Here is a 12,491-nt window from a genome sequence, read left to right on the forward strand (position 1 = left end):
TTTGTCTCAACGCGATGATGCTCCGAAGAATTTCGGACATGGATTTTTGTAGAAAGAGTTGCTAGTCCATCGGGATTGATCAGTCAATCATGTACGTAGGGCGGGTACGTTTCGTCCGCGCTGCAGAATGGAAAACATCCTGAAAAAATTGGAATAAAGGCTGGGAGGTGCGCATGGGTAGCGAAGCGAAACGTCTGACCGTCGGGGGAATGCACTGTGCTGCCTGTTCGTCGCGCATCGAGAAGGTGGTCGGGGGCATGCCCGGCGTGGAGGGGATCTCCGTCAACCTGGCCACGGGCGAGATGGACCTGCGTTACGACGCGGGCGGCGTGAAACTGGACGAAATCCTGGGGCGCGTGCGCGACATGGGCTTCAGCGTGGAGGAGCCGGCCGCCGAGACGGTGCTTGAACTGCGCATCGGCGGCATGCACTGCGCGGCCTGCTCGTCGCGCATCGAGCGCATCGCGGCCGGCATGGACGGCGTGAAGGAGGCCGCGGTCAACCTCGGGGCCGAGAGCGGGCGGTTCGTCTTCGACCCGTCGAAGGTGTCCCAGCGCGCCCTGCGCCAGGCCATCCATGACGCGGGCTTCAGCACGGACCTGCCGCGCCGGGAGAAGGCGGGGGAGGAGGAGGCGCGCATCGCCGCCCGCCTGGCCGAGAAGAGGCGTGGCGTCGTGTGGGCCATGGCCTTCGCCATGCCGCTGCTGGTCCTGTCCATGGGCCACATGTGGGGCCTGCCCCTGCCGCATTGGCTCGACCCCATGCATGCGCCCGGCGCCTTCGCCCTGGTTCAGCTCCTGCTGACCCTGCCCGTGGTCTGGAGCGGGCGCAGCTTCTATCTCGTGGGCTTCCCGGCTCTGGCCCGCCGCGCCCCGAACATGGATTCCCTGGTGGCCGTGGGCACGGGCGCGGCCCTGGTCTACTCCCTGTGGAACACGGTGGAGATCTGGCTCGGGGTGGACGCCATGGCCCGGGCCATGGACCTCTACTACGAGTCGGCGGCCGTGCTCATCGCCATGATATCGCTCGGCAAGTTCTTCGAGGCCCGCTCCGTGTCCCGCACCACGGGAGCGGTGCGTGCCCTCATGGCCCTGGCCCCGGACACGGCCTTCCTGGTGGACGGCGAGTCCGAGCGCGAGATCCCGGTGGAGGAGATCGAACCCGGCGACCTGCTGCGCATCCGCCCCGGCGGACGGCTGCCCGTGGACGGCGAGGTGGCCGAGGGGGAGAGCCACGTGGACGAGTCCATGCTCACGGGCGAACCCCTGCCCGTGCGCCGCGCACCCGGCGACACGGTCTTCGGCGGCACCCTGAACACCACGGGCTCCTTCGTCATGCGCGCTGCGCTCGTGGGCGAGGACACGATGCTTGCCCGCATCGTGCGCCTGGTGCGCGACGCCCAAGGCTCCAAGGCGCCCATCGCCAGCCTGGCCGACACCATCAGCTACTATTTCGTGCCCGTGGTCATGGCCCTGGCCCTTGTTTCGGGCCTGGCCTGGCATCTCTTCAGCGACGAGCCCTTCGTCTTCGCCCTGCGCATCGCCATTTCGGTGCTGGTCATCGCCTGCCCCTGCGCCATGGGGCTGGCCACACCGACGTCCATCATGGTCGGCACGGGGCGCGGCGCGCAGCTGGGCGTTCTCATCAAGTCCGGCCGAGCCCTGCAGCGGGCCGGGGAACTGGATACCCTGGTCTTCGACAAGACCGGGACCCTGACCGTGGGCAAGCCCGTGCTGGCCGAGGTCTGGACGACTCCCGACTCGGGTTTCGAACGTGACGGCCTGGTGCGGCTGGCCGCGGCCGTGGAGGCCCAGTCCGAGCACCCCCTGGCCCGGGCCGTGGTGGCCGCTGCGGGCGGGGCCGTGCCCAAGGCCTCGGGCTTTTCGGCCGTGCCCGGACAGGGCGTGAGCGCCGAGGCCGACGGCCGGCGGGTGGCCATCGGCAACGAGCTGATGATGCGCACCCTCGGCATCGACCCGGCCGCGGCGGCCGAGGACCGCGCGCGTCTGGAAGGGCAGGGGGCCACGGTGGTGCATGTGGCCGTGGATGGACGCCTGGCCGGCCTGCTGGCCATCAGCGACCAGATCCGGTCCGAATCCGCCTCGGCGGTGAAGCGGTTGCGGGACCTGGGGATGGAGGTCGTGCTCCTGACGGGCGACTCCGAACGCGCGGCCCGCGCCGTGGCCGGGAAACTCGGCATCGAGCGGGTCGTGGCCGGGGTGCTGCCCGACCGCAAGGCCGAGGAGATCGAGGCCTTGCAGCAGGAAGGCCGGGTGGTCGGCATGGTCGGCGACGGCATCAACGACGCCCCGGCCCTGGCCCGGGCCGACCTGGGCGTGGCCATGGGTTCGGGCATGGACGTGGCCATGGAGTCGGGCGACGTGGTGCTCATGCGCGAGGACCTTTCGGGCGTGCTCACGGCCCTTTCCTTAAGCCGCGCGGTCATGCGCAACATCCGCCAGAACCTGTTCTGGGCCTTCGCCTTCAATACCATCGGCATCCCTGTGGCGGCCGGCGTCCTGCACCTCTTCGGCGGGCCGACCATGAGCCCCATGCTGGCCGGGACGGCCATGGCCATGAGCTCGGTCTTCGTGGTCACGAACGCCTTGCGGTTGCGTTTTTTTGCCCCGCCGCATAGATGAGGAAATGGTCGGAGATTCGTTGTCTGCGCATGGAGGGACGGCATGGAGAAGCTCATCGATCGCGTCACGCCAGGCGAGACCCTGGCGGCGGACATCACTGACGGTACGGGACGCGTCCTCTACCCGCGCGGCGCGACCCTGAACGGGAGCGCCATCGAGGCCTTGCGCCAGCGCGGAGTTTCGACCGTGTCCGTCGTCGGGGAGCATGCGCCCCTCAACCCCTCGCTGCTGGCCAAGGCCACCGAGCGGGCGCGCAAGTACTATGCGGGCCACGATATGGCCATTTCCCCCGGACCCGTCCTGCTCGGCCTGCGCGTCGAGGCCGAGGCGCAGCGCATGGAAAAGGGGCTGCCGGCGCTGTTGCGGGAATGCCGGAAGCCCGTGGGGGACACCCCGTCCCCCGAAGAGCTGCCGACCTTCTGCCTGGACAGCTTCGAGCCGCCGCAGCTCTCGGCCGTGGCCTTCCAACTGAACCGGGAACTCTCCACCCCCGAACCCTCCAGCCGGAAGATCGTGTCCATCATCGGGCAGAGCCCTGGGCTCACGGCGCGCCTCCTGCGCCTGGTCAACTCCCCCCTTTACGGCTGCCACGGCAAGGTCGAAACCGTTTCGCGGGCCGTGACCATCGTAGGGCAGAAGGAGGTGGGCATGCTGGCCTCGAGCCTGCTGATGGTCGAGCAGTTCGGGGTGATTCCTGCGTCCGTGGTCGACATGCGCACCTTTCTCGAACATTGCCTGGCCTGCGCCCTGGCCAGCAAGGCCCTGGCCGAAGCCACGAAGGCCGTGGAGCCGGAGCAGGCCTTTGTCGCGGGCCTGCTGCACGACATCGGCCGGCTGTACTTCTTCACGGCCTTCCCGGAGCGCTCCCGGTACTGCATCAACAGCGGCCTCCGGCACGGCCGGCCGCTCATGGACGAGGAGGTCCTCTTTTTCGGCGTGGACCATGGGACCATGGGCCGTCATCTCCTGGAGGGCTGGGGCATGCCCAGATCCCTGAGCCAGGCAGCAGGCTTCCATCACGACCCCCTCAAGGCGTCGGATCCCATGCTGCCCGGCGTCCTGCATCTGGCGGACCTCATTGTCCATGCCATGGGCCTGGGATGCAGCGGCGAGTGCGGCCCGCCGCCCATCAGGCCCGGCTTTGCCGCCCTGCTGCCCCTGCGGCCGGACCAGACCGCGGACATCGCCTCGCGCATCGCGGCGCAGCTCGACGCCATCGTGGCCGCCTTTGACTGAACCCGGAAACACTGACCCCCAAGGAGGGCCCATGCAGATCGAGCGCAAGCGCATCCCGGCATACACTGCCATCGAGGCCGTCACGACCCTGACCATCCCCGATGTCCCGGCCTACGCCGAAAAGATCATCCCCATGCTTCTGGCCGAAGCCGAGAGCCGGGGCATGGCCGTGACCGGTCCCTGCGTCTTCACCTACGAAGGGTGCGACGGCTCTCCCGACAGGGAGTTCACCATGAAGGTCGGTTTTTCGGTTGACGCCTGCCGCGGTCAGGGCGCTTTCGCGTGCGCGGAGGTTGCCGCCCACGAATGCCTGAGCACCGTGTACCGCGGGCCCATGAAGGGGATCGGGCCGGCCTGGAGCGCTTTCACGCCGCAGGCCCTGCAAAGGGGGGAGGCGCTGCAGCCCGTCGGCCGCGAGGTCTACCTGGACTGGATTGACGAGGGCAGCGCGGACAACCAGGTCGAGCTGCAGATTCCTCTCCAGGGCTGAGGGTGCGGGGAGGGCCGGAGCGCCCCTGGTTCAGCGCACCTCCTCGACCAGCAGCCAGACGCTGCGGGTGTCGCGTGTTGCCTGCGCCTCTGCGCCCGTGGCGCTTCCCGTGCTTTCGTCCGTTCGGCTGGCGCCGCCGCCGAGTTCGATCCATTCCCCCAGTCGCCCCGTGACCGTGGTCGACAGGCTCTGGGTGTCCACGTCGCGGCCGTGGCCTGCGAGGCTGTCGAACTGCGGGCTGATCTCGATGGTCACGCGGTCGCCCGACAGGCGCGGTACGGCGGAAAATCCCTGTCCGATGTCGACGTAGACCACGCCCTTGTTGGCCCTGACGCCGCCCGGCCGCATCTCTACGCGGCGGAAGGGCACGGCCAGGGACCGGCCGACCCGAATGAAGGCCTCGCCCCCGTCCATGACCCGCACGAACTGGTCCGCGCCGCTCGAGGCGCTGCGCCGGACGTCCTGCCCGTACACTCCGGCGGCCGACCCGCCGCTGCGCACCTCCACCCCGGTTCCGCCGGGCATGTTCCCTCCCGGCGCGACGATACGTACGTTGTCGCCGACCTCGACTGCGCCGGACACGCCCAGGGATCGCCTCGCGCCGCTCGTCTCGCGGCTCTGGCTGACGCGGATGAGCAGCTGGCGGGCGGGTTGGTCGATGACGGCCAGCACCTTCCGCAGCTCCTGAAGGTTGGCGGGCGAGGTGCGCACGATGAGATGTCCGTTCATGCCCGACAGCGCCCCGCCCGGCTCGACGAGGGGCTCCAGCACGGGCAGGACGTCCTCGACCGTGCGGTGGCGCAGTTCGATGATCTCCACCTGTTGCGCGGCCAGGACCGGCGTGGAGAGCAGGAGAATGATGCAGAGCAGTGCGAGGCGCATGGGAGCCTCCTTGTCGTTGGTTGGGGTCGGCCGGAAGGGTGCGGCGGCGTCCGTGCCCCGTCCATACCGTCAACGCCGGGGCTTCGTCGAGGGATGAGCGCGGTGCGCAGGAAGACAAAAAGGCCGCCCCGGTGAAGGAGCGGCCTTTCGAAAGGCGGGTTTCTTCCGCGCCTAGAGGCAGGATTCGGCCGGCGTGTAGGGCAGGCCGAAGGCGTCGGCCACGCCCTTGAAGGTGATCTTGTCGCCGACCATGTTCAGGCCGTTCTTGAGCCCCGGGTTTTCCTTGCAGGCGGCCTGCCAGCCCTTGTCCGCGATCTGCAGGGCGTAGGGCAGGGTGGCGTTGGTCAGGGCCATGGTCGAGGTGATGGGCACGGCGCCGGGCATGTTGGCCACGCAGTAGTGGATGATGCCGTCCACCTCGTAGATCGGGTCCGTGTGCGTGGTGGGCTTCGACGTCTCGAAGCAGCCGCCCTGGTCGATGGCCACGTCCACGAGCACGCAGCCCGGCTTCATGTCCTTGAACATCTCGCGGGTCACGAGCTTGGGCGCCTTGGCGCCGACCACGAGGACCGCGCCGATGACCGCGTCGGCCTCCTTGGCCAGTTCGCGGATCTTGGCCGGGGAACTCATCAGCGGCGTGACATTCTTGGGCATGATCTCCGAGAGGTAGCGCAGGCGGTCGAGGTTCATGTCCAGGATGTGGACGCGGGCGCCCAGGCCGGCGGCCATCATGGCCGCGTTGGTGCCGACGATGCCGCCGCCGAGGACCAGGACGTTGGCCGGGGCCACGCCGGTCACGCCGCCCAGCAGGATGCCGCGGCCGCCGTGGACGCGCTCGTTGTACTTGGCGGCTTCCTGGGCGGCCATGCGTCCGGCCACCTCGCTCATGGGTGTCAACAGCGGCAGGCCGACGCCGTTCGGGCCGGTGACCGTCTCGTAGGCGATGGCCACGGAGCCGGTCCGCATGAACTCGCGGGTCAGCTTCTCGTCGGCCGCGAAGTGGAAATAGGTGAAGACGATCTGCCCGGGGCGGACCAGACCGTATTCGGAAGGCTGGGGCTCCTTGACGTGCATGACCATGTCGGACCGGCCGTAGATGTCCGCAGGCGCGGCGACGATCTTTGCCCCGGCGGCCTCATAGTCGGCGTCAGCGAAGCCACTGCCCACACCGGCCGTCTTTTCCACCAGCACGGTGTGCCCGTGCTGCTTCATGACTTCCACACCGGCCGGGGTCATGCAGACCCGGTTTTCCTGCGTCTTGATTTCCTTGAGAACGCCGACGATCATGTTCGAGCTCCTTGCGCTGCGTCTTGTGCCTGGGTTGAGGGGAACGATACGGGCCTAATGGCAAAAACCTTACCACAAAGCGAAGAGGCAGGCAAAGCCGGGCAGAAAAAAGATCGATGCACAAACGGCAAGGGTTTGCGGGGAGGCGTGGTTCCTTTCCTGCTGGCGCCAATCAGTGGGCGGTGCACAGCACGCCGTCCGTATGGAATCATTTGTTTCCATATTGGCGATAATGTCTTGAAAATAGAGGGAGACGACGCGATCCCTTGTTTGGAATATTATATTTCCAATATTGATATTTTATTTCCATTTTGTCGGACAGGCTTGGGCATGGAGGTTGCCATGGTCGAAAAGGTCATCATCATGGGCGCGGCCGGCCGCGATTTCCACAACTTCAACATCTATTTCCGCGGCAACCCGCGCTACCGGGTGGTCTGCTTCACGGCCACGCAGATTCCGGACATCGACGGCCGGGCCTACCCCCCGGAATTGGCCGGGGACATGTACCCCGAGGGCATACCGATCTTCGCCGACACGGAGCTCTCGCGCCTCGTCAGGGAGTTCGCCGTCGACCTCGTGGTCTTCTCCTATTCCGACATCACCCACAACGAGGTCATGCACAAGGCCTCCCTGGTCACGGCCTTGGGCGCGGACTTCATGATCGCCGGGGCCACCTACACCATGCTGCCGACGGCCAAACCGGTGGTGGCCGTATGCGCCGTGCGCACGGGCTGCGGCAAGTCGCAGGTCAGCCGCGAGATCGCCCGCGTGCTTCTGGAGGATGGGCGCCGGGTGGTCATCGTGCGCCACCCCATGCCCTACGGCGACCTGCGTGCCCAGGCAGTGCAGCGTTTCGCCTCCCACGCCGATCTGGACCTTCATCGCTGCACCATCGAGGAGCGGGAGGAGTACGAGCCCATCCTGGACATGGGCGTGGTGGTCTACGCCGGCGTGGATTACGCCAGGATTCTGGCGCAGGCCGAGGCCGAGGCGGACGTCCTCGTCTGGGACGGCGGCAACAACGACACGCCGTTCTACAGGCCCGCCCTGCACGTCACGGTCTTCGACCCGCACCGCGCCGGGCACGAACTGCTCTACCACCCCGGCGAGACGAACATGCGCATGTGCGACGTGGCCGTCATCAACAAGGTCGACACGGCCCGGCCGGATCAGGTCGAGGCCGTGCGCGCGAACATCCTGGCCTGCAACCCGGGGGCGCGCATTGTCCTGGCCAGGTCGCCCCTGACCGTGGACCGTCCGGAACTGATCCGGGGGCGTCGCGTCCTGGTGGTCGAGGACGGCCCTACCCTGACCCACGGCGGCATGCCCCACGGGGCGGGCTTTCTGGCCGCTCGGCAATGCGGGGCGGCCGAGCTGGTGGACCCCAGGCCCTGGCTCGCCGGCAGTCTGGGCGAGACCTTCGCCGCGTATCCGGGGATCGGCCCCGTGCTGCCGGCCATGGGGTACGGCCCGGGGCAGATTCGCGACCTGGAGGCGACCATCGCCGCCGTGCCCTGCGACGCCGTGGTCTCGGGCACGCCCATCGACATCGCGCGCGTGCTGCGCACAGGCAAGCCCGTGGCCCGGGTGCGCTACGCCCACGCCGACCACGACGGTCCCGCGCTGGGCTCGGTGCTGCTGGAATTGCTGGAGGGGAAGGCGTAGGGGGTATTTCGCAGGCGGGGCTCATGCCCCTGGTTTCGTTCCGTCCGAAGATGGATTCCCGCCTGCGCGGGAATGACGCTGTGGCAGGGCGGGAGATCCCGGCCTTGATCTTCCGCAGCGTGCCTGCAATGTTGGGTCATCGATTCGTCATTTCATGGAGAGAACATGCTGGAACTTCGCAATGTGACCGTGCGCCGGGGCGGGCGGGTCATCCTTGACCGGGTCGACCTGGCCGTTACTCCGGGGGAACACCTGGTGCTGACGGGACCGTCCGGGGCGGGAAAATCGACCATCCTCAAGGTCGCCCTGCTGTTTGAGCCCGTGGACGAGGGCGAGGTGCTCTGGGACGGCCGCACGGTGACCGCCGCGGACCAGGCCGCCCACCGCGCCCGCTTTCTCTACATCGGGCAGAAGCCGCTGCCTTTCGACGGCTCGGCCGGACAGTACCTGGACCTGCCCTTCACCTTCGCCGCCAACCGCGCCCGCCGCGCGGACCGGGCCGTGCAGGACCGCCTCATGGAGGCCATGGGCCTGGACCCGGCCTTGCGCTCGAGCCCCTACGGGCGGTTGTCGGGAGGGGAACAGCAGCGCCTGACCATCATCCAGGGCCTGCAGCTTGAGCGCTCCTTCTGCCTGCTGGACGAGGTCACCTCCAGCCTGGATCAGGAGTCCCTGGAGGCCGTGGTACGCTATTTCGCCGGGGACACGACGCGCACCGTCCTGGCCGTGACCCACAACCGGCAGTGGCTCGACTTCGGCTTCGCCGAGATCGCCCTCGAAGCCGGAAAGCTCCGGAGGCTCCCATGAGCGAAACCATGGCCATTTCCATTCCGGCCCTGATCATCTTCTCCGTCATGCTCGTTTTCCCGGTGGCCATCTTCCGCCACCTGCAGCTCAGGCTGACCCGCGACCTGATCGTGTCCATGCTGCGCATGGCCGTGCAGCTCGGGCTGGTGGCCGTGTATCTGGAATGGGTCTTCCGCCTGGACATGCTGGCCCTCAACGTGGCCTGGGTGCTGGTCATGATCGTCGTGGCCACGGGCTCCATCCTGCGCCAGAGCGGCCTGTCGTGGCGCAGGAGCCTGCGGGCGGTCCTGCCGGCCCACCTGCTGACGTCCTTCTTGACCCTGGCCGGGTTCCTGCTGGTCTTCGACCCCGCCACCCTGGGCTCGGCCCGCTATCTCGTGCCGCTCATGGGCATGGTGCTCGGCAACATCCTGCGCAGCAACGTGGTCGCCCTGGACCGCTTCTTCTCGGACCTGCGCGCCAACCGCGACATGCACATCCAGTACCTGACCCTGGGGGCCAGCGAGGCCGAGGCCGTGCGGCCCTTCCTGCGCAGCGCCCTGCGCGCGGCCGTGGGCCCGCAGCTGGGCACCGTGGCGACCATGGGCATCGTCTCCCTGCCGGGCATGATGACAGGCCAGATCCTGGGCGGGTCATCCCCGGCCGTGGCCATCGGCTACCAGATCATGATCATGATCGCGATCTTTACGGCGGCCACGGTCTCGGCCTTCCTGGCCGTGCACTTCGCCCGCAAGGCGGCTTTCGACCCGTTCGGGAGGCTCGACGAGTCCATTTTTCTGCGGAGGTCGTGAGAATGCGTACAGGATGGCCGATGGGCTGATGTAGCTTCTTGGAATAAAAGAGTTTATTTTTTTGGCGGACGTCTTGTTTTTTCCCGGGGCCCTGCTACACCCAGCCGCATCCATTCTTCCACGATTGCGGCCCGGTCCGGGCCGAGGCGGGCGCCATGCGTTTCTATCTGACCACCATCATTCTGCTGTCCCTGAGCAACATCTTCATGACCTTCGCCTGGTACGGGCACCTGCGCAACCTGTCCCACACGCCGTGGGTCATCGCGGCCTTCGCCAGTTGGGGCATCGCCCTGCTGGAGTACCTGCTGCAGGTCCCGGCCAACCGCATCGGGCACCAGGTCATGAACGTCGGGCAGCTCAAGATCCTGCAGGAGTGCATCGCCCTGTCGGTCTTCATCCCCTTTTCCATCATCTACATGAAGGAGAAGCCCAGCATGGACTACGTCTGGGCCGGCCTGTGCATCCTCGGCGCGGCCTTCTTCATGTTCCGCAAGAAGATCTTCGGGGCCTGACGGCCGTCCCTGCGCACGAAAAAGGGCCGCGTTCCAGGTGGAGCGCGGCCCGTTCTTTTACCAGGCTCCCTGCTTCCAGACTTCCGGCAGGGGTTTGCGCGGCGACGGCCCCTCCCAGTCGGAATAGGGCTTGTCGAGCTTCTCCTTCAGGTCCAGGATGCCGATGGTGAAGCCGGCCACGACCTCGTATTCCTCCCGGTCGATGCCGAAGGCCTCGTAGATGGCGTCCCTTCTGATGCCGGCCATGCCGTGGGTGTAGAGACCGAGTTTGCGGGCCTGCATGGTCAGGGACATCCAGGCTGAGCCGCAGTCGAACACGGCCGTGGAGTTGGGCTTGCCGTTGTGGGTGAAGTTCTTCCTGGCCACCATGAACCCGATGAGGGAGACGTTTTTCGCCCATTTCTGGTTGGCGTCGACCAGCAGGCCCAGGAACGTGTCGAAGGTCTCGGGGGTGGAGGTCAGGATGCGCCAGGGCTGTTCGTTGTAGGCGGACGGCGCCCAGCGGGCCGCGTCGAAGATGACGGCCAGATCCTCGGCCGGGATGGGCGACCTGACGAAGGAGCGCGGGGACCAGCGGCCGGGGAATTCCTCGGCCACGCCGGGCAGGGGGTCGCGTTTGCTGAAGTCGGGGGTGTATGGGCTCTGGTATTTCATGTTCGCCTCCGGGGTGAATTTTCCCGCACCATATCCCGAGGGCGAGGGGCCGTGTCAACGCATGCCGTTCATTCGCCCCGATTTTTTCACGATGCGGGCGAACTGCTCCCGGAACTGCCCGGCCCCGCCGTTGGCCGGGTGCCGCAGGGCCGGGGCGGTGATGCCCATGTTCGCCAGCAGCGCCGCCGACTTCTGTCCCACGGCCAGTATTTCGGCCTGGGGGGCGAAGGCTTTCAGGGCCAGGAGCACGGGCTTGCCCAGCAGCACCTCGTCTTCCGTGGGCGTGCGGTTGCTCAGGAGCCCCATGCCCGGCTTGTAGGGGTGCCAGGGGAAGGCGTTCCACAGGATGACGTCGCGCGGGTCCACGCCCAGTTCGCGCATGGCGCCCCAGACGATGGTCGCCGTGGGCTCCGTGAAGCCGTCGGGGCGGACGTCCTCGCGGCTGGTGCGGCGCGGCGCGGCCTGGAAGACCATCTCCGGGCCCAGCCCCTTGTGGCGCAGGTGACCCAAGAGCAGGCGCTCGGAGGTCATGGCGATGCCCGTGAAGTGGCCGCCCTGGTAGCCCAGGGCCTCGGCCAGGAGAATGATGGTGGCCTTTCGGCGCTCTCCGAGGTAGGAGGCGAGCTGCTCTCGACGTACGGCGGGCGCCCGGTTCGAGGCGTCGTTCAGCGGGTCGCGCTGGTGCCAGGGGTTGAAGACCGGGCCGCCGGGAGAATCTTTCAGGAGCTTGAGGAAGGCGTTCATGGGCACGGGCTACACGCAGGTCCGCTCCGGGGCAAGCCTTCTTCGGCAGGGGGAACCCATGTTCGACATCGTCCACTATCCGCTCTTTCTGCTCACGGCCGTGACGCTGAACCTCTATCCCGGCCCTGACACCCTCTACATCCTTGGCCGCAGCGTCTCCCAGGGGCGCGGGGCGGGCATGGTCTCGGCCTTAGGCATCGGCAGCGGCGCCGTGGTCCACACCCTGCTCGGCGCCGTGGGGCTGACGGCCATCGTCGCCGCCTCGGCCACGGCCTACCAGATCGTCAAATGGGCCGGCGCCGCCTACCTGGTCTGGCTCGGCCTGACCATGCTGCTGTCTCGGCCCGAAGGCCCCGGGAAGCTCGAAACGGCGCCCCGGACCCTGGGCCGCATCTACCTCCAGGGCGTGGCTACCAACGTGCTGAACCCCAAGGTGGCCCTCTTCTTCCTGGCCCTCATACCGCAGTTCATCGCCCCCGGTGCGACCCATCCTGGCCTGGCCTTCCTGATGCTCGGCCTGACCTTCGTGGCCACGGGCACCCTGTGGTGTCTGTTCGTGGCCGTGGCGGCTGGAGCCGTTCACCGCCGCCTGGCCGGCACCGGCCGGGCCGCGCTGTGGCTCAAGCGTCTGGGCGGCGGCCTTCTGGCCGGACTCGGGGCGCGGCTGGCTCTTTCGGACTAGCCCTTGACGCCGCCCCGAACGGTTATACCCTAACCTTTCGTCGTCCGGACTCGTCGCGCGAGGCGGCGACGCCCGTTTTCCACACGACCACCCGAGGTG

Annotated in this window: 12 protein-coding genes; 8 read left to right on the forward strand and 4 right to left on the reverse strand. The window is 67.6% G+C overall.

The genetic code is table 11. The features are described from left to right. Positions 1 to 173: 173 nt before the first annotated feature. Genes ACYQ3G_RS06065 through ACYQ3G_RS06075 form a run of 3 tightly spaced genes read left to right on the forward strand, consistent with a single transcriptional unit; the run spans position 174 to position 4,368 of the window. On the forward strand, positions 174 to 2,642 hold the full coding sequence (locus tag ACYQ3G_RS06065) for a heavy metal translocating P-type ATPase (RefSeq protein ID WP_459823693.1): 2,469 nt from the start codon (positions 174 to 176) through the stop codon (positions 2,640 to 2,642). Between the two features lie 42 nt (positions 2,643 to 2,684). Further along, positions 2,685 to 3,878, forward strand: coding sequence for an HDOD domain-containing protein (locus tag ACYQ3G_RS06070; protein WP_459823696.1), 1,194 nt, complete (start codon positions 2,685 to 2,687; stop codon positions 3,876 to 3,878). 31 nt (positions 3,879 to 3,909) lie between these two features. Further along, positions 3,910 to 4,368: a GyrI-like domain-containing protein gene (locus tag ACYQ3G_RS06075; protein WP_028576289.1), complete on the forward strand. Its 459-nt coding sequence runs from the start codon at positions 3,910 to 3,912 to the stop codon at positions 4,366 to 4,368. Positions 4,369 to 4,398: 30 nt separating this feature from the next. Here the strand turns inward: ACYQ3G_RS06075 and ACYQ3G_RS06080 are convergent, their stop codons facing one another. Next, on the reverse strand, positions 4,399 to 5,250 hold the full coding sequence (locus ACYQ3G_RS06080; RefSeq protein ID WP_459823699.1) for a secretin N-terminal domain-containing protein: 852 nt from the start codon (positions 5,248 to 5,250) through the stop codon (positions 4,399 to 4,401). A 171-nt stretch (positions 5,251 to 5,421) separates the two neighbouring features. Then, positions 5,422 to 6,537, reverse strand: coding sequence for an alanine dehydrogenase (gene ald, locus ACYQ3G_RS06085; RefSeq protein ID WP_459823702.1), 1,116 nt, complete (start codon positions 6,535 to 6,537; stop codon positions 5,422 to 5,424). Between the two features lie 342 nt (positions 6,538 to 6,879). On the opposite strand from ald, the gene ACYQ3G_RS06090 reads away from it, so the two are divergent. From ACYQ3G_RS06090 to ACYQ3G_RS06105, 4 genes are all read left to right on the forward strand, one after another. Beyond that, complete coding sequence (locus tag ACYQ3G_RS06090) at positions 6,880 to 8,202, forward strand: cyclic 2,3-diphosphoglycerate synthase (protein WP_459823705.1); 1,323 nt, start codon at positions 6,880 to 6,882, stop codon at positions 8,200 to 8,202. Between the two features lie 165 nt (positions 8,203 to 8,367). Then, entirely contained in the window at positions 8,368 to 9,009 is a 642-nt protein-coding gene (locus ACYQ3G_RS06095) for an ABC transporter ATP-binding protein (protein WP_459823707.1), read from the forward strand. Beyond that, positions 9,006 to 9,800: an ABC transporter permease gene (locus ACYQ3G_RS06100; RefSeq protein WP_459823709.1), complete on the forward strand. Its 795-nt coding sequence runs from the start codon at positions 9,006 to 9,008 to the stop codon at positions 9,798 to 9,800. The genes ACYQ3G_RS06095 and ACYQ3G_RS06100 overlap by 4 nt, the downstream gene beginning before the upstream one ends. Positions 9,801 to 9,955: 155 nt before the next feature. Continuing rightward, positions 9,956 to 10,312 carry a DMT family protein gene (locus tag ACYQ3G_RS06105; protein ID WP_028576284.1) on the forward strand — a complete coding sequence of 119 codons (357 nt, stop codon included), beginning with the start codon at positions 9,956 to 9,958 and terminating at the stop codon, positions 10,310 to 10,312. Positions 10,313 to 10,369: 57 nt separating this feature from the next. Here ACYQ3G_RS06105 and ACYQ3G_RS06110 read toward each other — a convergent pair whose 3' ends face one another. After that, complete coding sequence (locus ACYQ3G_RS06110) at positions 10,370 to 10,966, reverse strand: nitroreductase family protein (RefSeq protein WP_459823712.1); 597 nt, start codon at positions 10,964 to 10,966, stop codon at positions 10,370 to 10,372. A 54-nt stretch (positions 10,967 to 11,020) separates the two neighbouring features. Next, positions 11,021 to 11,710 carry a uracil-DNA glycosylase gene (locus tag ACYQ3G_RS06115; protein WP_459823714.1) on the reverse strand — a complete coding sequence of 230 codons (690 nt, stop codon included), beginning with the start codon at positions 11,708 to 11,710 and terminating at the stop codon, positions 11,021 to 11,023. On the opposite strand from ACYQ3G_RS06115, the gene ACYQ3G_RS06120 reads away from it, so the two are divergent. Further along, the gene (locus tag ACYQ3G_RS06120) at positions 11,709 to 12,392 is read left to right on the forward strand and encodes a LysE family translocator (RefSeq protein ID WP_459823717.1); all 684 of its coding nucleotides are present in this window, start codon (positions 11,709 to 11,711) and stop codon (positions 12,390 to 12,392) included. The genes ACYQ3G_RS06115 and ACYQ3G_RS06120 overlap by 2 nt on opposite strands. Positions 12,393 to 12,491 lie beyond the last annotated feature (99 nt).

It is taken from the genome of Desulfomicrobium salsuginis, assembly GCF_054657795.1.